Below are 24198 nucleotides of genomic sequence, written 5' to 3'. Positions count from 1 at the left end.
ATTTATACGCCATAGGTTGGTTTTTTATGGCAAGTTAGCCAAGGTATTTGAGTTTATTTTTATCGTTAGACTCATAACAGTATAGATTCTGTTTTATTATGTGGCTTATATTCAGTGCAATAGCCTGGACTAAAATAATAATATTATTCACGGGGAAGATTAGACAATATGGCAATGTTAGAAACGATTATTAATTTTATGAATAGCTTGCTTTGGGGCAAGTTATTGGTTTATGGGCTGGTGGGAGCTGGATTGTTTTTTACCATTCGTCTCGGTTTTATTCAAGTAACACATTTTGTTCATGGTATTAAAGTATTGACGATTAGCCGTCGTCCAGGCAAGCATGGCTTATCATCATTTCAAGTTTTTTGTACCAGTATGGCGGCGCGCGTGGGGGCGGGTAATATGGCCGGTGTGGCCGTTGCAATTGGTACTGCAGGCCCGGGTGCCGTGTTTTGGATGTGGGCTATTGCGGTACTGGGTATGGCAACAGCAATGATTGAGTCGACGCTTGCCCAAGTCTATAAAGTGACCGATAGTGATGGCCAGTACCGCGGTGGACCTGCATATTATATGGAGAAAGGTCTTGGCCAACGCTGGATGGGCGTGGTTTTCTCTTTATTGTTAATTGTAGCTTTTGGGTTAGTCTTTAATGCCGTTCAAGCCAACACCATTACCGGCGCGATGACTCAGGTTTTTGGTTTTGAGCCATTCGATGTCGGAATTGTTATTGTGCTCTGCAGTGCTTTTGTCATTGTTGGTGGCCTTAAGAAAGTAGCTAAAGTCTCTGAGTTAATTGTGCCTGTTATGGCGATTGCTTACATCGCGATCGCATTGGTTGTAGTGGCAATGAATATTGAAAAGTTACCCGACATATTTATGCTGGTAATTAATAGTGCATTTGGCTGGCAAGAAGCCGCTGCTGGTGGTGTTGCATATAGTGTTGCTCAAGCAATGCAAGCGGGTATTGCCCGAGGATTGTTTTCAAATGAGGCCGGAATGGGCAGTGCGGCAAACGTTGCGGCTAGTGCATCGCCAAACCCTAATCATCCAGCGTCACAAGGTTTTGTGCAAATGATGGGGGTTTTTGTCGATACTATTGTTATTTGTACTGCAACAGCCGCGATTATTTTATTGTCAGGAGATGCTGCAGCGAGTTCTGATGGTATAGCCAAAACCATTAGTGCCTTGACGAGTCATGTTGGCGAGTGGGGTGGTGCATTTATTGCTTTTGCCATTTTACTGTTCTGCTTTACTTCTATTATTGCTAACTATTCTTATGCAGAAACCAATGTGATGTTTTTGTTTGGCAATAGTAAAAAGGCCTTACCGTTATTTCGTGTCGTGGTGTTAGGCATGGTGATGTTTGGCTCGCTAGCCAAAATTAGCTTGGTGTGGGATTTAGCCGATGTCTCAATGGGATTAATGGCCATTGTTAACATTGTTGCACTGGTGTTGTTATCTGGTCTCGCGATCCGAGTCATTAATGATTATCGTGAGCAGATTGATGCCGGTATAGATCCTATTTTTGATACCAGTAAGTTTCCGGAGTTAGCCGATCAACTAGAAGAAAATATTTGGCCTAATTCGAGTGAACCCGTTAATAAATAAGTTTTGTCTATTAACCTAATCGAAAAAACCATGCGAGTACGGCATGGTTTTTTTACATCAATTTAGTATGATAACAATATGATTTTATCTGGAGCAGACTTATGTTGGTTTTAGTTTCACCTGCGAAAACATTAGATTTCGAAAACCCACCTATTACCAATACTCATACTCAGCCGAGTTTGCTTAAACAAAGCCAAACATTGATGGATGTATGCCGTGCATTAACACCAATGGATATTGCCAGCCTGATGAAGGTGAGTGATAAAATCGCTGGGCTTAATGCGGCTCGTTTTGCCGAGTGGCAGCCCCCATTTACGCTCGATAATGCCAAACAAGCTATTTTTGCGTTTAGAGGTGATGTATACACGGGGTTTGATGCAGATAATTTATCTGAGTCACAAATGGCTTCTAGTCAACAGCACCTGCGTATTTTATCTGGCTTATATGGTGTGCTTAAACCGTTAGATTTAATTCAACCTTATCGTTTAGAGATGGGAACAAAATTGACTAACGCTAAAGGCAGTAACTTATATGCTTTTTGGGGGGATATTATTACTAGTGAAGTGAATCAGGCGTTAAAAGAGCAGGGTGACGATATCATTGTCAATCTGGCCTCGAATGAGTACTTTAAATCGGTCAAAGTGAACCAGCTTGAAGGGCAGTTAATTACGCCAATGTTTAAAGATTTCAAAAGCGGTCAATTTAAAGTGATTAGTTTTTATGCTAAAAAAGCCCGTGGATTGATGGCTCGTTATATCGTTGATACCAAACCCGCTACTGTTGAGCAATTAACCGAGTTTGATCTTCAAGGTTATTATTACAGCAAAGCACAATCAACGGCGACAGAACCGGTGTTTTTACGAGATGAACAAAAGTAACTCATTTGAAAATAATAATATTAGGACAAAATGAGTACAATAAAAAAGCCCTTAAATGAGGGCTTTTTGAGTTATTAAGATAGGTTCTTTGTAGAGATAAAACGGATTAGTGCTGTTGTTTTTTCTGGGTAACCGGTCTTAAAGTAATTTCTGATTGCGCCATCATATAAGCAAATTGAGCATAAGCCGCCGCACTTTGTGCCAGTTTTTTTGGATCAATTTTATCCAATGTATCATTCGGCGTATGGTGATAATCAAAGTAATCAGTACCATCTTGATTTAATGACGCGACCGGAACGCCTAATGCTGGCAGCATAGACACATCTGGTCCGCCTGAGGCTTGGTTATTACCGAGTTCAACCCCGTTTAGCGTTATGGCTGAGTGTTGTTGTTTCACCTGTTCAAATGTGGCGGGGTTAACATTAAAATCAATTTTATAGACAGGTCCTGCGCCAAAATCAGATTCTGCAGCAATATAATGCTTGTCTAACTCATCCGCATGCTGCGCTGCATAGGCTTTACCACCGACCATACCGACTTCTTCCGCAGCGTATAATACCACTCGAATTGTGCGTGCTGGTTTTTGTGGTAAGTCTTGGATAAGTTTAGCTGCGGTGGTAACAATCGCGACACCTGCACCATCATCAATCGCACCTGTACCTTCATCCCATGAATCAAGATGAGCGCCAAGAAGGACTATTTCGTCTGGTTTACTGCTACCAGTGACTTCTGCGATAACATTATAAGAAGTGGCAATTCCTAAGTTTTCTGAGGTCATGTTCAAGGATAGCGTGATGTTAGGATCTCGCTTTAACATCGCATTAATTAAATCGGCATCGGGATTCGACATCGCCGCGGCGGGTATTTTAGGCGTCCCTTCTTCATAACGCATCATGCCAGTATGGGCCATTCTGTCATGATCGGTCCCAATAGAACGGATCACGATTGCCACTGCACCTTTTTGTGCGGCAACGATAGCACCACGGGAACGACCACCAACGGCTTCACCATAACCTTTCCCAGTAATATGGCGTTCAGTTTTGTGGTCGATAAACACAATCTTGCCTTCGATGCGCCCAGGCGAGGCATTGGTTAACTCTTCTAAGCTATCAAAACGTACTATGGAAGCTTTAAGACCATTAATGGGCGTAGCGACACTGCCACCTAAGGCTGTGATCACCAACGGCTGTTCATAAGGAGATACTATGCTTGCGCGGGCGGTCCCTCTAGACCAAGCAGGCACTTGGACTGATTCTTTATAAACTCTATCAAATCCGAGTAACCACAGTTTTTCCATGGCCCAATCAACAGCGATAATATCTTTATCTGTTCCAGTCAATCGTGGACCCACTTCGACCGTCAGCGATTCAACAATGTCATAGCTCAAACTCGATGATAAGGCTTGTTTGGCTAACAGCAGACTGATTTGGGCATCATCTGACTGATTAATGATCAGATTATCGCCCGCCGTTTTTGATGGTGAGGTTGCTTGGCAGCCAACAATAGCGACAAATACCGCTCCGACGAGAGTGGCTCTGTAATAGTTTTTCATGAGTTTCCTTTGATTATTATAGCTAAGTCTCATTTTTCACAACAATCTAGCAAAAAGTGTGCTTCATGTCCCGACTCTATTTGTAAGGGAACGCTATATTAGAGTGGGGATCGATGAGGAGAAGAGCGCGTGATGAATATAGAAAAAATGCAACATCAAGCAGATCATGCAGTCGTGTTGCTAAAAGCTTTAGCAAATGAACGTAGATTATTTATTTTGTGTCATCTTCTTAATGAAGGTGAAATGTGTGTTGGCGAAATGAATAAGAAGTTGGGCTTAAGCCAATCGGCTTTATCTCAACATTTAGCATGGCTTCGTAAAGACAATTTAGTCTGTACTAGGAAAGAAGCTCAAACTGTTTTCTATTCATTAAAAAGTGATGAGGTAAAAGAGTTAATTCAAGTATTGAACAATATGTACTGTTACTAAATTAACTCCGCAAACGTCTTAACTGATACATCTCATTAATGGTGTCTTAAGTTAAGGCGTTTAGTTTTATTAACGCTGTTATTAACCCTAATAATGCTGTGCGCGTTTGTACCCAATAAATTCCAATACGTTTATACCTCATACTACCAATGTGTCAGTGTGATAAATACTGTCAACGATCATCTCAAGCGCTTCATTTCAAATAGACATTGGCGAAAGTTTCCATTCTGTCTGCCGCCCACTCTGTACCCCTGCTTCTCTTGTTAAGTCGTTAGAACCTATAAAATCTTAGCCGCGAAGCTGTTCCTATCTCTGAGATGAAAAGCGGTAGGGAACGATGACAAGCGATACAAGCGGTGGTAAGCGATGATAAGCGATGATAAGCGATGGCAAGCGATGGTAAGCGATGATAAGCGATGATAAGCGATGATAAGCGATGATAAGCGATGATAAGCGATGATAAGCGGTGATAAGCGATGGTAAGCGATGACAAACGATAGCAAGCGGTGGCAAGCGGTGGCAAGGACAAGATCCTAGCAGTGTAGCGACCTAGATCTTATAGAGAGGGTAAAACTTAGATATAAAAAAACCGGCCGAGGCCGGTTTTTTGGATCTTAATCTACAAAAAACTAAGCTGCAATAGCTTTGATTTTTGCGTTTAAGCGAGCCTTCTGACGAGCGGCTTTATTCTTGTGAATAATGCCTTTAGTCGCCATACGGTCAACAATTGGTTGTGCAGTAGCAAACGCTTCTGTAGCCGCTTTATGATCACCGCTTTTGATAGCAGCGATGACTCTTTTAACGTATGTACGTAACATAGAGCGACGACTAGCGTTATGCTGGCGACGCTTTTCAGACTGAAGCGCGCGCTTCTTTGCAGACTTGCTATTAGCCAAGGTGCAACTCCTAAAAACTGGATTTGATACTTTTAAGGCCGAGGAATATGCCTGCTTTTTGTCGTCTTGTCAACGACTATAGTTGAATAATAATCATAAAGATAAATTAATCCAACCTAGCATGCCAAACTTCAACCCAACTCGTGTAATATGTGGCGTAATTCTACCAGCTCTTCGGTCTGTGTGACAGCGTTAGAATAGAATATTTATTATAAATCCCATTAATTTCTTAGAAGTGACCGAGTGTCTGGGGGCTGTTTGAGCAAAAAATTATTTAAATCAGGTCTAATTGTCAGTGTTATGACGCTGATTTCCCGAGTATTAGGCTTAGTTCGCGATGTGGTAATCGCCAATTTAATGGGGGCGGGTAGTAGTGCGGATGTATTCTTTTTTGCTAATAAAATACCTAACTTTTTAAGACGTTTATTTGCTGAAGGGGCTTTTGCGCAGGCATTTGTGCCAGTACTGACTGAGTATCAGGAGAACATGACTCCAGAAGATACTCGTGAGTTAATCAGTAAGGTTGCTGGTACCTTAGGCGTACTAGTGACTATTGTGACTTTGTTTGGGGTCGTTTTTTCACCCGTATTAGCGGCCCTTTTTGGTGGCGGGTGGTTCGTCGATTGGCTCAATGACGGGCCTAATGCCGAAAAGTTCGAACTTGCATCAGTTATGTTAAAAATTACTTTTCCCTATTTGTGGTTTATCACCTTTACGGCCTTGGCGGGCTCGATACTCAACACCCGTGGACGATTTGCTGTATCAGCCTTTACGCCTGTATTTTTGAATGTTGCAATTATTGCGGTAGCTTTATGGTATGCGGACACCTTAGAAAATCCTGAAATTGGTTTAGCTTGGGGGGTCTTTTTTGGTGGTCTGATTCAGTTTTTGTTCCAAATCCCCTTTTTAATTCGTGAGAACGTGCTCGTTAAGCCAACGTGGGGATGGAATCATCCTGGTGTGGTAAAAATTAGAACCTTGATGATCCCAGCCTTATTTGGTGTGTCTGTTTCACAAATTAATTTATTGTTCGACACTTTTATAGCCAGTTTCTTGATGACGGGATCGATAAGTTGGTTGTATTACGCTGACCGCCTATTGGAGTTCCCTTTAGGATTATTTGGCATTGCCATTGCCACAGTGATTTTGCCTGCATTATCGCAAAAACATGTTAATGCCCAAGGCACTGGGTTTAATCAAACCATGGACTGGGGCGTTAAAGCCATTTTGCTATTAGGCACTCCGGCGATGTTAGGGTTAATTATTCTGGCCAAACCTATGCTGATGGTGTTGTTTATGCGCGGAGCCTTTAGTCTTAATGACGTTGAAATGGCGTCCTACAGCTTGGTTGCATACGGTTGTGGCTTATTGAGTTTTATGATGATTAAAGTGTTAGCGCCGGGATACTACTCGCGTCAAGACACTAAAACACCAGTTAAATATGGCATTATTGCCATGGTCAGCAATATGGTGTTTAACCTTATTTTTGCTATTCCATTTGGCTACGTGGGCTTAGCCATTGCGACATCAATGTCTGCACTATTAAATGCGAGTTTGTTATATCGCGGTTTACACAAAGCGGGCGTTTATCAAATGAGTCGACAAACGTTATTTTTCTCATTAAAAGTGATCATTTCTACAGCCTTAATGACCATTGCCATTATTTATTTTATGCCACAACAAAGCGTATGGCTTGAATGGCAAACCTTTGAACGTATGTTTATGTTGATTGAGCTTATTGTAGGCGGTGCAGTTATTTATTTGTTGAGTTTACTGGCATTGGGCGTTCGGCCTTGGAAAATTAAACGCCAGGGATAATTTCCTAAGGTGAACCACCGACCGAGGATCGGCAGGTTATCCTAAATCCTGTGTAATAATCTGAGCCTGAAACTCGCATCTAACATTGGTTTGGGTATATAATCTGCCGATTTGCTATAGGCAGTATTGAGCGTAATGGAATTAATCCGCGGTATACACAATATTTTACCTTCTCATCATGGTTGCGTTTTGACCATAGGGAATTTTGATGGTGTCCATCGTGGTCATGCGCAGGTGATCAGCTGCTTGGTTAGTAAAGCGCATCATTTTCAATTACCTGCAACAGTAATGACCTTTGAGCCTCAGCCACAAGAACGCTTTCGTGGTGCTGATGCTCCCGCTCGTCTCAGTCTTCTGCGCGATAAAATTAGATTACTCGATGAGCTTAAAATTGACCAGCTACTCTGTATCAATTTTACTGCCGCTTTTGCTAATCAACCTGCTGAAGCGTTTATTGAAGAGTTATTAGTCAAAAAACTCGGGGTTAAATATCTCGTCGTGGGTGATGACTTTTGCTTTGGTAAAGGCCGCGAAGGTACTTTTGACATGCTCGTTGCTGCAGGTAAGCAATTTGGTTTTACGGTTGTCAGTACACAAAGCTTTGTGGTTGGGTCGTCGCGAGTAAGTTCTACGGCTGTAAGAGAACAACTGGCGTTAGGGAATTTAGAACAAGCAAGACGTTTATTGGGACATCCGTTCATTTTAAGTGGTAGGGTTGCTCACGGACAAAAATTAGGCCGTACAATCGGTTTTCCAACGGCAAATATAGCATTAAAGCGTAACGTTGTGCCTGTTCGAGGGGTATTTGCTGTGCGTTTGTATTGGGATGGCAGCGATATTTATGACGGTGTGGCTAATGTAGGGTTCAGGCCCACTGTAAATGGCCAAACCTGCAGATTAGAAGTCCATTTGTTTGATTTTAGCGGTGATTTATACGGCAAACGAGTGGAAGTAGAATTAATAGCAAAAATCCGTGATGAGCAACCCTTTGAGTCATTGGATGCGCTAAAAAAACAAATTTTAAATGATGCAAATGAAGCTCGCGCTTTATTTAGCAACGATGCTAGCTGAAATGAATCAGCTTTAATAATGGTATGGGATCAATGAGCGACTATAAATTTACTTTGAATTTGCCGGAAACAGAGTTTCCGATGCGCGGTAATTTGGCAAATCGCGAGCCAGAAATGTTAACTCGCTGGACGCAAGATGGACTGTATCAACAGATCCGTGAAAGCCGAATTGGCCGTAAACCTTTCATACTGCATGATGGCCCTCCATACGCTAATGGCAGCATTCATATTGGTCACTCTGTTAATAAAATTCTTAAAGACATTATTATTAAGTCAAAAACCATGTCTGGTTTTGACGCACCCTATATCCCTGGTTGGGACTGTCATGGATTACCGATTGAGCTGAAAGTTGAGCAAAAAGTCGGTAAGCCTGGTGTCAAGATTTCTGCAGCGGAATTCCGTGAAGAATGTCGTAAATATGCGGCTATCCAAGTTGACGGTCAACGTGATGACTTCATTCGTTTAGGGGTATTAGGCGATTGGCAAAATCCTTATTTGACGATGGATTTTTCAACTGAAGCGAACATTGTTCGTTCACTGGCAAAAGTGATTGATAGCGGTCATTTGCACAAAGGTGTTAAGCCAGTGCATTGGTGTACCGATTGTGGTTCAGCACTCGCTGAAGCGGAAGTAGAATACGAAGATAGAACATCTCCGGCTATTGATGTCGCTTTTGTGGCGGTTGATAGTCAAGCTGTTGCCGCTAAATTTGGCGTTGAAAATTATACTAAACCAGTAGCGATGGCAATTTGGACTACTACGCCGTGGACCATCCCTGCTAACCGTGCATTGTCATTAAACGCCGAGTTAGATTACAGCTTGATTGAGTTTGTTAAAAACGGTGAAACCACAACATTGATTTTGGCTCAAGTGCTTGTTGAGTCATGTCTTGAACGTTACGGCGTTGAAAGCCATCAATTATTAGGCGAAGTTAAAGGGGCTGAGCTCGAGTTAATGCGCTTTAACCACCCATTCTATGCCTTTGATGTACCAGCTATTTTAGGTGACCATGTCACCACAGATGCGGGTACTGGTATTGTACATACCGCCCCAGGTCACGGTCAGGACGATTTTATTGTTGGCCTGAAATACGGTTTGGAAGTGGCCAACCCTGTTGGCGATAACGGTGTTTATAAAGCCGATACTGAGTTTTTTGCCGGTCAGCATGTCTTTAAAGCTAACGCCAATGTGGTTGAGCTGTTAAAAGAGAAAGGTGCGTTATTACTTCATGTTGCTTACCTTCACAGCTATCCACATTGCTGGCGCCATAAAACACCGATTATTTTCCGTGCGACACCACAGTGGTTTATCTCTATGGATAACCACGATCTGCGTTCGCAAGCATTACAAGAAATAAAGCAAACCAAATGGATCCCTGATTGGGGTCAAAGCCGTATTGAAAAAATGGTAGAAAACCGCCCAGACTGGTGTATTTCACGTCAGCGAACTTGGGGCGTACCGATCACATTATTTGTTCACCGCGAAACGGATGAGCTGCATCCCGACAGCGTGTCATTAATGGAACGAGTTGCGCATCGCATTGAACAGCAAGGTATTCAAGCTTGGTGGGATTTAGATGCAAGTGAATTGTTAGGTGATGAAGCAGATCAGTACCGTAAAGTCACTGATACATTGGACGTATGGTTTGACTCAGGCTCATCATTCTCTTCAGTTGTTGCTGCGCGTCCAGAGTTTCAAGGACATGAAATTGATTTGTATTTAGAAGGTAGCGATCAGCACCGCGGTTGGTTTATGTCATCATTAATGATTTCAACGGCGATGAATGGTAAAGCACCTTATAAGCAAGTATTGACTCATGGTTTTACCGTTGATGGTAAAGGCCGCAAGATGTCAAAATCTGTCGGTAATGTGATAGCCCCATTACAAGTGATCAATAAGCTCGGCGCTGACATTTTACGCTTATGGGTTGCTGCAACCGATTACAGTGGCGAAATGACAGTCTCTGACGAGATTTTAAATCGCAGCGCTGATGCGTACCGTCGTATTCGTAATACTGCCCGTTTCTTGTTAGCTAACTTAAATGGCTTTAACCCAGAAACTGACATGATCCCGTCTGAAGACATGGTCGCGTTAGACCGTTGGGTCGTGCGTCGTGCCGCTGCACTGCAACAAGAAATAATTGAAGCGTATGATCAATACAACTTCCATTTAGTGACTCAAAAGCTGATGCAGTTCTGTTCAGTAGAGTTAGGCAGTTTTTATCTTGATATTATTAAAGACCGCCAATACACAGCTAAGCAAGAAGGTCATGCTCGTCGGAGTTGCCAGTCAGCGCTTTATCATATTGCAGAAGCAATGGTACGTTGGATGACACCCATTTTAAGCTTTACTGCTGATGAACTATGGCAGTTGCTACCAGGTAAGCGTGAAAAGTATGTGTTTACCCAAGAATGGTACCAAGGTTTAGAAGCGGTGACACTTGACAGTGATTTAAGTGATGATTACTGGGAGAAACTATTAGCTGTCCGTAACGAAGTTAACAAAGTGCTTGAACAAGCTCGTCGTGATAAACGTATTGGTGGTTCATTAGAAGCGGAAGTGACATTGTTTGCTGATGCTGATTTAGCCGCTGAGTTAGCTAAAGTAGGTGATGAGTTACGTTTTGTACTGATCACCTCTAAAGCTGCTGTTGCCGATATGTCACAAGCGGGTAGTGACGCCATCGAAACTGAATTAAGCTCGCTTAAGTTAGTGGTTGCTAAAAGTGCGGCACACAAGTGCGAGCGTTGCTGGCACTATCGCGAAGAAGTTGGCACCATTGAAGCTCACCCAACATTGTGTCAACGCTGTGTGACCAATATTGAAGGTGAAGGCGAACACCGTGACTTTGCTTAAGGAAGCATATACATGAGTTCTGTACCATTAACGTGGAAAGACAGTGGCTTGCGTTGGTATTGGGTAGCTGCATTGGTGTTTTTAGCCGATCAGCTGTCCAAACAATGGGTGCTTGCCAATTTTGATTTGTATGAGTCTATACAGCTTTTACCCTTTTTTAATTTCACTTATGTGCGAAACTACGGCGCGGCTTTCAGTTTTTTAAGTGACGCAGGGGGCTGGCAGCGGTGGTTGTTTACCGTTATTGCTCTCGGTTTTAGTACCTTGTTAACGATCTGGTTACGTAAGCAGTCTTATTCGCTATGGCGCAGCAACCTCGCTTTTACGTTAGTTATTGGCGGTGCATTAGGTAATTTGATTGATCGTTTAATGCATGGTTTCGTGGTTGATTTTATCGATTTTTACTGGAATACCAGTCATTATCCAGCGTTTAATATAGCCGATGCGGGGATCTTTATTGGTGCCGCATTGATCATTTGGGACTCATTTAGACCCGAGACAAAGCCAACGAAGGAGCAAGAGTAACTATGACAGATTTAACTAAACAAGATAGTCGTTCATTGTTGTGTCATATGAATATTGTACTGGAAGATGGATCTACAGCTGAAAGTACAAAATCATCAGGTAAACCTTCACGCTTAAACATTGGTGATGGTAGCTTAAGTCCGGCTTTTGAAGACCAGCTTAAAGACTTAAATGAAGGTGATAAGCACCAATTTACCTTAGCGGCAAAAGATGCATTTGGTGAATCCAATCCAGATGCGGTTCATTATATGGACAGAAGCCGCTTTCCTGCAGATATGGAGCTTGAAGAAGGCGTTATTGTCAGTTTTGGCGGTCCTGGTGGGAGTGAAATACCGGGTATTATTCGTGATACTGCTGGCGATTCAATTACCGTCGACTTAAACCATCCACTAGCAGGACGTACGATAACGTTTGAACTTGAAGTTGTCAGTGTCATCACTGAGTAAAAAAGGTATCACATGCTAAAAGTTGATCCAACGTCTCCTGAGCTTAATATTCTACTCGCCAACCCTCGCGGATTTTGCGCAGGGGTAGATCGCGCTATCAGTATTGTAGAACGTGCTTTAGAGTTATTTGAACCGCCAATTTATGTACGTCATGAAGTCGTACATAATCGTTATGTGGTTGAAAACCTAAAACAGCGAGGTGCTATTTTCGTTGATGAACTTGAGCAAGTACCAGACAATAGCATTGTTATTTTTAGCGCTCATGGTGTATCACAGACAGTAAGAAAAGAAGCAAAACACCGTGGTTTAAAAGTGTTTGATGCGACATGTCCTCTAGTGACCAAAGTACATTTACAAGTGACTCGTGCAAGTCGCAAGGGTGTTGAGTGCATTTTAATTGGTCATGAGGGACATCCAGAAGTTGAAGGCACCATGGGGCAATATGATAACCCTAACGGTGGTGTTTATCTTATTGAATCTCCTGAGGATGTGAATAATCTTCAGGTCAATAACCCAGATAACCTCTGTTTTGTCACTCAAACTACGCTTTCTGTCGATGACACCTTGGATATCATTACTGCACTAAAACAGCGTTTCCCTTCCATTGAAGGACCTCGTAAGGATGATATTTGCTACGCGACACAAAATCGCCAAGATGCGGTAAGAAGTATGTCTGCTGAAGTCGATTTATTGATTGTTGTCGGTTCCAAAAATAGTTCTAATTCAAATCGTTTACGTGAACTGGCTGAAAAGACCGGTACTCAATCTTATTTAGTTGATACAGCCGCCGATGTTGAAGCAATCTGGTTTAACGGGGTGAAGAAAGTGGCAGTAACTGCTGGGGCCTCAGCGCCTGAAGTGTTAGTGCAACAGGTTGTTAACGCGATAGCGACACTTGCACCGAGTGTGATAACTGAAGTTGAAGGTCGTAAAGAAGACACTGTGTTTGCAGTTCCGGCGGAATTACGCTAATTATTTCAATAGTTTCAACTGTCTATCAATATTAACCCGCAACCTAACTTGGTTGCGGGTTTTTTGTACTTGCAAAATAAACCGAGTATAATACCGAAAAGACTGTATTGAGCTCTTAATCATGCTTAATATAAGAAATTATACAAAATTGATACTATCTGATTACATTTAAGTCAGCTATTATCAATGCATAATAATAATTCAAGTCAAGTAAAGGATCCAAGGTTGAAAGTATCTGCTATTGACCTTATTAGGGGAGTTTGCACTCATGTCATGTAAAAGGAATGGATTTTCCTTAATTGAAGTTATGGTCTCACTGGTTATTCTAGTGATAGGCCTTATAGGTATTTTTAATCTTCATTTAGTTGCCAAGAAAGGCAGTTTCGAATCTTTTCAGCAAACTCAAGCGTCATATTATGTTAACGATATTATTAATCGTATGCGCATCAATAGCGGTCAATTAGCTACTTACGATGGTACTTATACTGGAACAACGATTACATCTGCTAAGTCTTGTGATGTTGGTGTTGGTGGTAATGTTATTTGCACCAACATTGAAACCAGAAACTGGGACCTATATCAATGGGAACGGGCATTTTTAGGTGAAAATGAAAAATCATCTTACAATGAAAATGTAGGTGGTTTAGATTCCCCTACGGCCTGTATTGATATTGACGCTAGCAATAATGTCACCGTAGTCATGACTTGGAAGGGCGTACGAGCGTCATCAGATGGTACTGCAGACAAAAGTGCTTTTATTAAAGGGTGTGGTTCTAGTAGCGATAGACGACGAGCATTGGTTGTCAATACGGCGATTATAATATGATAAAAGCATTTGATAGTCAGCGAGGCATGTCGCTAGTAGAGTTAATGGTCGCTATGTTAATCAGCTTATTTTTAACGGCTGGTCTTTTCACTATGTTTAGCATGTCTTCAAGTAATGTGACCACCACAAGCCAATTTAATCAACTGCAAGAAAATGGCCGTATTGCTTTAGTTATAATGGAGCGAGACCTTAGTCAGTTAGGGTTTATGGGTGATATTACTGGCACCGATTTTAATAATATCAATAGTACATTTTCTGCAACGGCAGTTACCGCAGATTGCGTTGGTGCTGGGTTGAATAACGCAAGTTTCCCTGATACGACTCAGCTCACTAACTTTCGCCATTTATGGGGATATGAACAAGGCGAAAGTGCAGAGACAATGGCTTGTATAACGCCCAATAGTAATACCGACGTCATTCAAATTAAACGCTTAATTGGCCCTCCCAGTACAGTATTAACAGCAACTCGCTATTATGCTGCATCAACATCAAGTAAAATCGTTTTTTTTAATGGTAGTTCTGCAGCTCCGGGGCTTGTTAATAGTAGATTGTGGGAATATCAACACCATGTTTATTTTATTAGAGACGATGGAATTACTCCAGTATTAAGACGCAGAACCCTGTCTATTAGTAATGGCATGAATAATGAAGAACAACTCGTCGAAGGCATAGAGAATATGCGTATTTTATATGGTTTTGATAGCGATGGTGATGGTACTGCAAACAGTTATATGCCTGCCCAAAATGTGACGACCTTAATGTGGGACAATGCGGTATTTCAACGAGTAGTATCTTTAAAGGTATTTTTGTTAGTGCGTTCTAGTGAAGAAGACAGAACCTATAAAAATGATAATACCTATAAGTTAGGTGACAAAACTATTGGACCACTTAATGATAACTATCGTCGAAAAATCGTTTCAAGCACTATTGTTTTAGAAAATCCAATACTAATAAATCTTTAAGTTTTTCGTCCGAACGTTGAGCTGTTTATGCATTATTTATAATAAGGATATGAGAAAAGGTGAGAGCATGATTAAATCGTATAACAAACAACGAGGAATAGTGTTGTTTTTCTCATTGATTATATTAGTCCTTATGACATTGATAGGTGTTGCATTAGCGGTTAACTCAACTCAATCCCTTAGAATGTCGGGGGCAGGCGCTGAACGTATAGAGGCGATGGCATCCGCACACGGTGCTCAAGACAAGACTCTTTCTGCTAACTCGGGTCCGACATTGTCAATGATGACAACTACCTCGACAACAGTAGATGATGATTTAGGTGTCACCAACACCATTACACCAATGAATGTCGTTGATGTAGGTTGCCAAAGAAATCCAAAAGGGAGCTCGGGAAAGTCAATTCAGTGTCTTCGTTTTGAAGTCTCCAGTGTCGCAACTTTTGGCCGTAGTGATATGGGGCGAGTTACTGTCGTCGTGGGCATTGAACAACAAGTGACAACAGGGAGTTAGTTATGTTTGTAAAACAATTATTATATACGTTACTTTTTGCCATATTGGCATACTCATCAATTAGCTTCGCCGATGACACCGAATTATACGTGCTTGAGTCGACAGCGCGTACTGGTTCAAAACCGCAAGTGCTGATTGTTTTTGATACATCCGGCAGTATGGATACAAACTTTAAAACAGATGACCCTTACGAACGCGAAAATGAGAATGTCAATTCTAACGGACGACTGAAAAAAAATACCAAGTTATTTTTTACGCGTAATACTAGTAGCATACCATTAGCATCCAGTAATCAATATTTTTTGAATGAAAAAAACGGATGTGATGTAGGAGAAAAGTATTTAGAAGACTATGGTATGTTTACAGGCTATATACGTGAACATAAATATATAGGTGAAAACGGTGAGTGGTCCGAGTTACCATTAACCGATGGAACTAGCATTCAATATACCGATTGTTATGAAGACATTGCGGAAAGAGATTATATTAATCGTGCAGTAACTAATGGTTTCCCAGTTGATGGACTAGGTACATCAGCAGTTCCCAAAAGACATACACCTATCAACGGTTCATCTACTACTGCAGAGGTTGATGCTGCAATCGCTACTGCAAAGCTAACCAATTTTGGTATTGGCCAGCCCATTACTCTGTTCACTGAAAAATATGTAAACTGGTATCATAGCGCAAAAGAGCAGCATCCTTATTCGCGAATAGCGGTTGCAAAACGTGTTATAGAAGACACTATTGTAACAACGCCAAGTGTGGATTTTGGGTTGTCAGTGTTTAACTATGACGATGGCGGACGTATCGTTTATGGTATTGCGCCCAATAATGAGACAAATAAACCCAGTTTACTTTCAACAATTAGTTCACTTCCCTCAAACACTTGGACACCATTATGTGAAAGTCTTTATGAGGCTTATCATTATTTTTCAGGGAAAAGTGTTTTATATGGCAATGATGACCCCACTAGAACGCCCCATAGAGATACTTCAATAGAGTCTAGTGGAAGTTATATATCTCCATTTGTGGGTAAACAATGTCAAGACAAAGCTTATGTTATTTACATAACTGATGGGGCGCCCACGAGAGATAGTGGCGCGGATAATTTAGTTAAAAATCTTTCTGGTATTTCTGATTCAGATAAATACTCTGGTAGTTTCTTGCCCGCTCTTGCTGGTTGGTTAAATAAAAATGATGTCAATACAAGCCTTGATGGGACCCAAACAGTATCGACTTACACCATCGGTTTTGGGTCTGATGCAAGTTCAGTCGCGGCTATTTTGCAAGAAACAGCTACTCGAGGTGGTGGGGCTACCTACTCTGCTGCTAATGCTCAAAAATTACAAGAAGCGTTACAATCGATTTTCTCCAATATCTTAGAAACTAATTCTAGTTTTACTTCCCCTTCAATTTCGAGTAATAATTTTGATAGAACGCAGACACTCGAGTCCGTGTACTATGCTATGTTTTTACCTAATGAAGGCCCTCGTTGGGTGGGGAACCTTAAAAAGTTTACTGTTACAGGTTCTGGTGAAGTTGTCGATAAGAATGGTGATAATGCCATAGATGATGATGGAAACTTAGCCTCTTCGGCATGTTCATATTGGACTGATAACTCCGTCTGTAGCGCAACTAGTGGTGGAGGTGATGGCAATAATGTCGAAATTGGTGGCACCTTAACCAAGCTTCAAAATACCCCCAATAGGACTCTATACGGTAACTTTGGTAGTGATGGTTCCTTAAAAGCATTTACTAAATCAAATGCTGCAAGTAGTCCTGGTATTACTAGTGAAACATCATTGGCAACCTTTATGGGGGTTGATAAAACCGAATTGACCAAATTATTCGATTGGGCTACGGGTATCGATGTTGATGATGAGGACAAAGACGGTTCAACAACAGACAAACGCTCAGACATTATGGGAGACCCATTACATTCAAAACCCCTTGCAATTAATTATGGTACAGAAGGATCACCTGATATAAGAGTTTTGCTTGGCACCAATGCTGGCTTTTTGCATATGTTTAAAGATAATGGCAGCACTGTTGAAGAGTCTTGGGCCTTTATGCCACAAGACTTGCTACCAAACTTACGAGAGCTTAGAGCCAACGTTCCTACTGGTGTTCATTCGGTTTATGGTATAGACAGTTCGCCAGTATCCTATATCAAGAGAAGTGCATCTGGAGCCGTGGAGAAGGCGTGGTTATTTTTTGGGATGCGTCGAGGGGGTAAATCTTATTATGCACTCAATATTACCAACCCAGATTCTCCCTCGTTTATGTGGAAAGTTGATCCTGGTTCATCAGGCATGGCAGACATGGGACAATCTTGGGCTGAACCGGTTGTTGCGTTTATTCCAGGCGTGCCTGCTGGAAATACATCAGCTGATACTGCGTCACCAGTGATCATCATCGGAGGGGGTTATAATCCTTCCACTAAAGATGGTTCTAGTGTTGGTACAGATGACACTACCGGTCGCAGTGTTTATGTTTTAAATGCTGAAACAGGCGCTTTAGTACATCAATTTGGAACATCCACTGGAACCAACAAAACCAAATTACCCAGTATTGTTGACAGTATCCCTAATAGTGTTGCAATTTTAGACAGTAATAACGATGGTCTAACCGATAGATTATATGCTACTGATACCGGCGCTAATATTTGGCGTATGGATTTACCTAGTGCATCACCCTCTAGTTCAACGAGTCCTTGGACTGCGTTTAAGTTTGCGAGTTTAGGCGGTTCTACGCAAGCTACTGATAGACGATTTTTTGCTGAACCTGCTGTGGCACAAACGGTATTCACCAATATCTCTGAGGTATCAGTCACTGATTCGGAAAGTAATACAACCACAAGTCTGACTTATCAGAATATCCCTTATGATGCAGTCACGGTAGGAAGTGGCCACAGATCGCATCCTTTAGATAAAACTCGTTCAGACAAGTTCTTTGTATTACAAGATCGCAATGTAGTCACTAAATCGTTTACCGGAGATGCAGATAAAGAAATCCCTACTCCGTTAGAGTTAGCAAATTTATATAATGTATCTTCTACACCACCGACATCAGAAGATGACAATATTGAATTTGGTACTAAACGTGGTTGGTATTATAACTTTACTTCATCAGGTGAAAAAAGTTTATCAGCCTCGACAATCATTCTAGGACGAGTGTACTTTACCTCTTATGTTCCTGGAGATAATACTTCAGCAAACCAATGTTTAGCCACAGGGCAAGGCAGATTATATGGTTTTGATTTACATAAAGGAACCCGCTCTTATACCCAAGAATATTTAGAAATGGGCGATCGAGTACCAGATACGCCTCAGTTAGTCATACCGCCGAATGGAACATCAGATAGTTATATGTATTTAATTGGTATTGGTTCTGCTGGTGATGAAATGGAAAAAGTTGACGATACTGGTAGTGATGGGTGTGCAGGAGGTGATAATAAGTGTATTGGTCCTGGACCTGGCGTTAACAAAATTTATTATCATATTGATGAGTAGGAATGAGTAAAAATAATGAAGCAGTTACAGTTCGGATTTACATTAATTGAAGTGATGATCACTGTCGTGATAGTGGGTATTTTAGCTTCAATTGCCTATCCAAGTTATACTCAATTTGTTGCCAAAGGTGCTCGTGGTGATGGTTTAGCAGGGGTTATGCGTGTTGCAAACTTGCAGGAGCAGTTTTATCTGGATCATCGTAACTTTACAGCCGATATGACTAATCTTGGTTTGTCTGCAGATCCTTGGGTTGTTGAAAATACATATTATAAAGTTGATACAACCTTGAGTGGAGATGATTACACCGTGACAGCTACAGCCGTTGGTGTACAAGCTTCTCGAGATACTGTTTGCGCAACGATATCATTAACTTCAACAGGCACCAAATCACCTACGGAGTGTTGGAAATGAAAATAACCATAATGTTAATTACTACTCTCTCCATTTGGATTAGTTCAACCGCTATAGCCGTAGAAGAGGGCACCATACTCACTCCTTATAAGTGCCACATTGAAACGGCTAATGGTTCAAATATTGCGTTGTTTGTATGGGATGGGGCATTAAAAGTTGAGGAACAAAGTTCATTGCTATCTAAGTATGTATCGACAATAACAAATGAGCGTCTCAAGGTTAGACGAGTTGTAGAATGTATTACAGAAGATGAAGTATTTAAAGATGTAATTATACGTGAGTTGGATGAACAAAGAACTTATTAACACTACCTATTTATAGATGTAAAAAAAGGCTTACAAATGTAAGCCTTTTTATTAATTACAACTCACGGAAGAAGTCACTTTAGATACTCTACCGGAGGCACTTATGCTTATGGCCTCGGATGAACCGCTATCGGCAGCGCCAGGGCAATAGCTGAAGGTACCATTACCATTAGCTATCATGCCATCAGGGTTAAAACTGTATCGCGCCAAATCTGATTTGATAAAGTCGTTACTATTAAACGCATCCATTTTACGTAGAATCACATCAGCAATACCATTGGTTGTATCCATTGACCCAAGAGTACCATTATCAATAAATACACTAAATCCATTTGTCCAGTCACTCCCACACGACGTTGTTGTCATAGGACAGACAGAAACTCTGCTTCCGTAACTAACGGCTTGACTACGGGCAAATACAAACGAGGATTCAATGGTGCTGATAACACTTCTTGCTCTTATACCTTCATAGAGGCTTGTTAACGATGGCACGCCAATAGCTAACAGTATTGCAGCAACGGTAATGGTCACCATCAATTCTATTAGGGTAAATCCAGATTGTATTTTTTTCATGCGCAATTCCTCTGCTATATAAAACAGAGTATAACCAAGCGCAACATGAATGACAGTGTTTTATTGACTATTTGCAGACATCACTGTTAATTAATTCTTTATCGATAATCTCTATTATTTTATGTTTTCTCATTTTACACTTTGTTAAAATTTACACTCTATATTTTTCTTGTTTGATACTCTTACCCTACCAGCTTGATTAACAATTACCGCTTTTGAATAAGGACTGTCAACAGAGCTGGGGCAATACGTTAATGTGCCATTAGTGCCTGAAGCCAATCCATCGGGTTGAAATCTAATAGCGGGACGGTTGTAGTCGATATAATCATTTTCATGAAAAGGAGATGTTTGTTGGAGTAAGCGATCACGGGCATCAAGTTGGTTTTTTTGCCCATGGTCAATAAATACACTTAACCCAATACTCCAATCCGATGAACACAAATTGTCGACTAAAGGGCAAATTGTTACCCTCGAGCCATAACTGATTGCCATGTTTCGGCCTAATTGAATGGTCTGTTGGATCACTTTAATATTACTACTTGCCCTGACTTGTTCAATTAATGCAGTAAATGAGGGAATTGCGATGAGTGAAATTAGTGTGGCAATCAGCATAGTTACTATTAACTCAATCAGACTAAAGCCTTTTGCTCGAATGGAAAATGTCATACTGGTTCATCCTTAAACGTTGTCGGCTGCGTCCTGCAGTAAAACTTAACCTAGTATAGAAAATGAACAGCAAGTTTGCTGCGAAATATCTTTTCATAAATACGTAAAATAGCCGCGACAATTGGCTGCGCTTTCAAGTAAGATATTTGAATAATATTAGTAAGCATATAAACTGTAATCAGGACAAATGCTTAATCAACAACTTAGCCGATGACAGGAGTATTTAATGAAAAAAGTCGAAGCGATTATTAAGCCATTTAAACTTGATGATGTGCGTGAGTCACTTGCTGAAATTGGCATTACGGGTATGACAGTGTCTGAAGTCAAAGGTTTTGGCCGTCAAAAAGGTCATACCGAGCTTTATCGTGGCGCAGAATACATGGTGGATTTTTTACCAAAAGTAAAAATCGAATTGGTTATTCAAGATGAAATTCTTGAGCGAGCGATTGATGTTATTGTTGATATCGCCAGAACGGGAAAGATTGGTGATGGTAAAATATTTGTAACCGACGTTGAGCGAGTCATTCGAATTCGTACCGGTGAAGAAAACGAAGAAGCAGTATAAGGCCCACAGGGCCTTTTTTTCACTTGTACATTTTGTTTAGTTAACCTCAACTCTGGATAAGAGATGGAATAAATTGTTAAAACGACTTTATTTCAAGTCTGCAGCATCAAACTCGCCATGTGTTTTGATCGCAAGACGTATTGACGCGTCAATAGCGGGCCCATTTTAAGTAGGTGCAACTTTGGCCGCGCAGCAAAGGGCTGTTTGATAACCGTTTATTATCCACAGTTAGGTTACATAGTTGCTGGCATAGGGTATCGCTGAGGTAATGTATGGTTCAACGAATTGTTATTGTCGGTGGCGGAGCTGCAGGGTTAGCATTGGCTTCCAAATTGGGACGTAAATTTGGTAAAAGTCCGTTAATCGATATTAGTCTGATTGATAAAAATACCATCCATATTTGGAAACCCAAGTTACATGAAGTTGCCGTTGGTGTGATTGATCAATCAATTGAAGGCCTGCAATATCGAGATCACGGATTAAAGAATGGTTATCGATATATCCGTGGCGCAATTGAACAATGCGACCCAAGCACTAAGCAAATTCAACTTGCTCCAGTGTATAACGATGAAGGCGAGATGATCATTGCCGCGCGCAGTATTGAATACGATACTCTTGTGCTTGCATTAGGCGGGGTTTCAAATAGCTTTAATACACCGGGCGCTGAAAAACATTGTATTTTCTTAGACAGTTTAGACAGTGCAAATCTTTTTCACCATAAGCTTATGGATGCACTCTTACAGCTTAATGAAACTCAAGACCAATTAGGGATCGGTATCGTAGGTGCCGGTGCAACAGGCGTCGAGCTGGCCGCTGAACTCCATCATGTTATTGAGTCTGTAAGGGAGTACGGTTATCAAAATATCTCCAAAGATCATTTAGATATAAACCTAATTGAAGCATCCACTAAAATCCTTCCCCAATTACCTGAACAAGTCAGTTCGAGGGCACAAACTGTACTGTCAAAATTAGGGGTAAAATTGCACTTAGGTGTGCAGGTTAAAGAAGTGACTAAAGAAGGCTTTGTTACTGCGACAGGTGAGACGATTAAAGCCAATATAAAAGTATGGGCAGCAGGTGTTAAAGGTCCAAAGGTCTTTGAAAATTTCACCCAATTACCTATTACGCCACGTAATCAAATCGATGTAGATGAGTGTATGCATGTTAAAGGCCTTAATGATATTTACGCCTTAGGTGACTGTGCTCAATTAATTTTACCATCAGGTAAACCCGTACCACCCAGAGCCCAAGCAGCTGCCCAAATGGCCGATCGCCTATATGACAATATTTGTTTAAAGATGAAGCTTCAACCAGAAAAACCTTTCGTTTATAAAGACTATGGTTCATTGGTATCGCTCAGTCGTTTTTCTGCGGTTGGAAATTTAATGGGTAACCTTCGTTCGGGAGACTTTTTTGTTGAAGGTCACGTTGCACGTTTGATGTATATCTCGCTTTACCAACGTCATTTAGCCAGTTTATATGGCTGGTTCTCCGCTTCTGTATACCGTATTGCGCAAAAGCTACTTCGCTGGCAACGTCCTAAACTGAAATTGCATTAGGTGATTACCCGGCTAATAAATCGATAATCAGCGCCCATTGTATACTTTTTTATTGAATACAAAGCTTTTTTGGACAAGAATTGGTCACTTGGTGATTATTGACGCAATTTAGCCTAAATGTACTTGAATTTAAGATTTAACTTGGTAGTTTCAGTTATTAATTATTTGTTAACCTAAGGTATGACAATGATGTTGTACTTAAATCAGAGAAGATAATCAGTGCTTCAAGGAGCCAAGATGCCCAACGAAATTACATTATTAGAACAAACCAAACATGGTGATTTAAAACTGACTCCAAGTGATTTTTCACACGTGGCAGAACAGCACATTGTGCCTGTAACCTTACATGAAATTAATCGCGCTGCCACTGAGTATCCTATCGTATTCGTTAAAAATAGTGACACAAACGAGTTTCAATCAGTTGCTATGCTAGGGTTAAAGCCTGGTCAGAATCTAAGTGTAAAAGACGGCAAATGGCAAGGCTTGTATATTCCTGCGGTTGTACGAGATTATCCTCTTGGCTTAGTCGTTAACCCAGACGTTAAAGATAAAGTGTGGATTGGCATTCGTGAAAATGCTAAAGAAGTGACTAAAGAAGACGGCCAAGCATTATTTGAAGAGGGTAAAGAAACCCCATTTTTAGAAGCGCGTAAGCAAGCATTGATTAGTCACTATGAACAAGATCAAGCTACACGGGGTATTTTGAGCTTTTTAGATGAAAAAGGATTGTTGATTAATCAGACTCTAACTGTTGATGTCGCCGGTGAAAAACGTAATATTAATGGTTTATATCTTATTGATGAAGCTAAATTAAATGCACTAACCGATGAAGAGTTCATTGAGCTTAAAAAGCGTGGTTTACTCGGTCCTATATACGGTCATTTAGGCTCACTTAACCAAGTTAATCGCTTAGCTCGAATTGAAGCGCTGGGTCGATAGTGTCGTAAGGTTATATTAAAACAGGCACTCAATTGAGTGCTTGTTTTGTTTTAAGAAGCTAAAATGCAATAAATAGAGCGCTTAAATCGAATACATTTCAGATACAAAAAAGCCACTCATTGAGTGGCTTTTTTGTTTTTATGGTGCCGGCACCAAGAGTCGAACTCGGGACCTACTGATTACAAGTCAGTTGCTCTACCAGCTGAGCTATGCCGGCTAAATTGTGGTGCCCGAACCCGGAATCGAACCAGGGACACGAGGATTTTCAATCCTCTGCTCTACCGACTGAGCTATTCGGGCAACTAACTAAGTGTCA

At 41.1% G+C, this 24198-nt stretch carries 22 protein-coding genes and 2 tRNA genes; 18 read left to right on the top strand and 6 right to left on the bottom strand.

Annotated elements, in window-relative coordinates; translation table 11 throughout:
- Positions 1-174: 174 nt before the first annotated feature.
- Together AAEY93_RS07725 and yaaA are read left to right on the top strand one after the other, a co-directional pair.
- Complete coding sequence (locus tag AAEY93_RS07725; RefSeq protein ID WP_101034838.1) at positions 175-1611, top strand: alanine/glycine:cation symporter family protein; 1437 nt, start codon at positions 175-177, stop codon at positions 1609-1611.
- Between the two features lie 101 nt (positions 1612-1712).
- Complete coding sequence (gene yaaA / locus AAEY93_RS07720; protein ID WP_101034564.1) at positions 1713-2489, top strand: peroxide stress protein YaaA; 777 nt, start codon at positions 1713-1715, stop codon at positions 2487-2489.
- A 106-nt stretch (positions 2490-2595) separates the two neighbouring features.
- On the opposite strand, the gene AAEY93_RS07715 is transcribed toward yaaA, so the two are convergent.
- Positions 2596-4041, bottom strand: a complete 1446-nt coding sequence (locus AAEY93_RS07715) for a M20/M25/M40 family metallo-hydrolase (protein WP_351075922.1) — start codon at positions 4039-4041, stop codon at positions 2596-2598.
- A gap of 132 nt (positions 4042-4173) precedes the next feature.
- Here AAEY93_RS07715 and AAEY93_RS07710 point away from each other — a divergent pair, with 132 nt between their 5' ends.
- Positions 4174-4470 carry an ArsR/SmtB family transcription factor gene (locus tag AAEY93_RS07710; RefSeq protein ID WP_101034566.1) on the top strand — a complete coding sequence of 99 codons (297 nt, stop codon included), beginning with the start codon at positions 4174-4176 and terminating at the stop codon, positions 4468-4470.
- Between the two features lie 629 nt (positions 4471-5099).
- On the opposite strand, the gene rpsT is transcribed toward AAEY93_RS07710, so the two are convergent.
- Positions 5100-5366 carry a 30S ribosomal protein S20 gene (gene rpsT, locus AAEY93_RS07705; protein ID WP_101034567.1) on the bottom strand — a complete coding sequence of 89 codons (267 nt, stop codon included), beginning with the start codon at positions 5364-5366 and terminating at the stop codon, positions 5100-5102.
- A gap of 258 nt (positions 5367-5624) precedes the next feature.
- On the opposite strand from rpsT, the gene murJ reads away from it, so the two are divergent.
- From murJ to AAEY93_RS07645, 12 genes are all read left to right on the top strand, one after another.
- A complete protein-coding gene (murJ, locus tag AAEY93_RS07700) occupies positions 5625-7184 on the top strand; it encodes a murein biosynthesis integral membrane protein MurJ (RefSeq protein ID WP_351075917.1) in 1560 nt (519 codons plus the stop codon).
- A gap of 135 nt (positions 7185-7319) precedes the next feature.
- Positions 7320-8255 (top strand): bifunctional riboflavin kinase/FAD synthetase, encoded by a 936-nt coding sequence (ribF, locus tag AAEY93_RS07695; RefSeq protein ID WP_351075914.1) that lies wholly within the window; start codon positions 7320-7322, stop codon positions 8253-8255.
- A gap of 32 nt (positions 8256-8287) precedes the next feature.
- Positions 8288-11110, top strand: a complete 2823-nt coding sequence (ileS, locus tag AAEY93_RS07690) for an isoleucine--tRNA ligase (RefSeq protein WP_351075911.1) — start codon at positions 8288-8290, stop codon at positions 11108-11110.
- Positions 11111-11122: 12 nt separating this feature from the next.
- Entirely contained in the window at positions 11123-11635 is a 513-nt protein-coding gene (lspA, locus tag AAEY93_RS07685) for a signal peptidase II (protein WP_351075908.1), read from the top strand.
- Positions 11636-11637: 2 nt separating this feature from the next.
- The gene (gene fkpB / locus AAEY93_RS07680) at positions 11638-12081 is read left to right on the top strand and encodes an FKBP-type peptidyl-prolyl cis-trans isomerase (protein WP_124012213.1); all 444 of its coding nucleotides are present in this window, start codon (positions 11638-11640) and stop codon (positions 12079-12081) included.
- A gap of 12 nt (positions 12082-12093) precedes the next feature.
- Positions 12094-13053 carry a 4-hydroxy-3-methylbut-2-enyl diphosphate reductase gene (ispH, locus tag AAEY93_RS07675; protein ID WP_124012212.1) on the top strand — a complete coding sequence of 320 codons (960 nt, stop codon included), beginning with the start codon at positions 12094-12096 and terminating at the stop codon, positions 13051-13053.
- Between the two features lie 268 nt (positions 13054-13321).
- Positions 13322-13879 carry a type IV pilus modification protein PilV gene (gene pilV, locus AAEY93_RS07670; RefSeq protein WP_351075904.1) on the top strand — a complete coding sequence of 186 codons (558 nt, stop codon included), beginning with the start codon at positions 13322-13324 and terminating at the stop codon, positions 13877-13879.
- Complete coding sequence (locus tag AAEY93_RS07665) at positions 13876-14841, top strand: PilW family protein (RefSeq protein WP_351075902.1); 966 nt, start codon at positions 13876-13878, stop codon at positions 14839-14841. The genes pilV and AAEY93_RS07665 overlap by 4 nt, the downstream gene beginning before the upstream one ends.
- A 67-nt stretch (positions 14842-14908) precedes the next feature.
- A complete protein-coding gene (locus tag AAEY93_RS07660; RefSeq protein WP_351075899.1) occupies positions 14909-15352 on the top strand; it encodes a pilus assembly PilX family protein in 444 nt (147 codons plus the stop codon).
- A gap of 2 nt (positions 15353-15354) precedes the next feature.
- Entirely contained in the window at positions 15355-18864 is a 3510-nt protein-coding gene (locus AAEY93_RS07655; RefSeq protein WP_351075896.1) for a pilus assembly protein, read from the top strand.
- Positions 18865-18879: 15 nt separating this feature from the next.
- A complete protein-coding gene (locus AAEY93_RS07650) occupies positions 18880-19275 on the top strand; it encodes a type IV pilin protein (RefSeq protein ID WP_351075894.1) in 396 nt (131 codons plus the stop codon).
- A complete protein-coding gene (locus AAEY93_RS07645) occupies positions 19272-19580 on the top strand; it encodes a TapY2 family type IVa secretion system protein (RefSeq protein ID WP_351075891.1) in 309 nt (102 codons plus the stop codon). The genes AAEY93_RS07650 and AAEY93_RS07645 overlap by 4 nt, the downstream gene beginning before the upstream one ends.
- Positions 19581-19631: 51 nt before the next feature.
- Here the strand turns inward: AAEY93_RS07645 and AAEY93_RS07640 are convergent, their stop codons facing one another.
- Both AAEY93_RS07640 and AAEY93_RS07635 read right to left on the bottom strand, forming a co-directional pair.
- A complete protein-coding gene (locus AAEY93_RS07640; protein ID WP_351075888.1) occupies positions 19632-20153 on the bottom strand; it encodes a GspH/FimT family pseudopilin in 522 nt (173 codons plus the stop codon).
- A gap of 144 nt (positions 20154-20297) precedes the next feature.
- A complete protein-coding gene (locus tag AAEY93_RS07635) occupies positions 20298-20819 on the bottom strand; it encodes a GspH/FimT family pseudopilin (protein ID WP_351075886.1) in 522 nt (173 codons plus the stop codon).
- A gap of 226 nt (positions 20820-21045) precedes the next feature.
- On the opposite strand from AAEY93_RS07635, the gene AAEY93_RS07630 reads away from it, so the two are divergent.
- The 3 genes from AAEY93_RS07630 (at position 21046) to AAEY93_RS07620 (ending at position 23882) form a co-directional block, all read left to right on the top strand.
- The gene (locus AAEY93_RS07630; RefSeq protein WP_101034580.1) at positions 21046-21384 is read left to right on the top strand and encodes a P-II family nitrogen regulator; all 339 of its coding nucleotides are present in this window, start codon (positions 21046-21048) and stop codon (positions 21382-21384) included.
- Positions 21385-21656: 272 nt separating this feature from the next.
- Positions 21657-22943 (top strand): NAD(P)/FAD-dependent oxidoreductase, encoded by a 1287-nt coding sequence (locus AAEY93_RS07625; RefSeq protein WP_124012203.1) that lies wholly within the window; start codon positions 21657-21659, stop codon positions 22941-22943.
- A gap of 237 nt (positions 22944-23180) precedes the next feature.
- A complete protein-coding gene (locus AAEY93_RS07620) occupies positions 23181-23882 on the top strand; it encodes a SapC family protein (protein WP_101034582.1) in 702 nt (233 codons plus the stop codon).
- Between the two features lie 141 nt (positions 23883-24023).
- Here the strand turns inward: AAEY93_RS07620 and AAEY93_RS07615 are convergent.
- Together AAEY93_RS07615 and AAEY93_RS07610 are read right to left on the bottom strand one after the other, a co-directional pair.
- Positions 24024-24099: transfer RNA gene (locus AAEY93_RS07615), tRNA-Thr, on the bottom strand.
- 7 nt (positions 24100-24106) lie between these two features.
- A tRNA-Phe gene (locus AAEY93_RS07610) sits at positions 24107-24182 on the bottom strand.
- Positions 24183-24198 lie beyond the last annotated feature (16 nt).

Source organism: Shewanella sp. CAL98-MNA-CIBAN-0140 (assembly GCF_040309905.1).
In the GTDB taxonomy this organism is placed as follows: Bacteria; Pseudomonadota; Gammaproteobacteria; order Enterobacterales; family Shewanellaceae; genus Shewanella; species Shewanella psychromarinicola.
The sequence above is the reverse complement of the archived record's forward strand: the minus strand, read 5'-3'. Positions and strand labels throughout refer to the sequence as shown.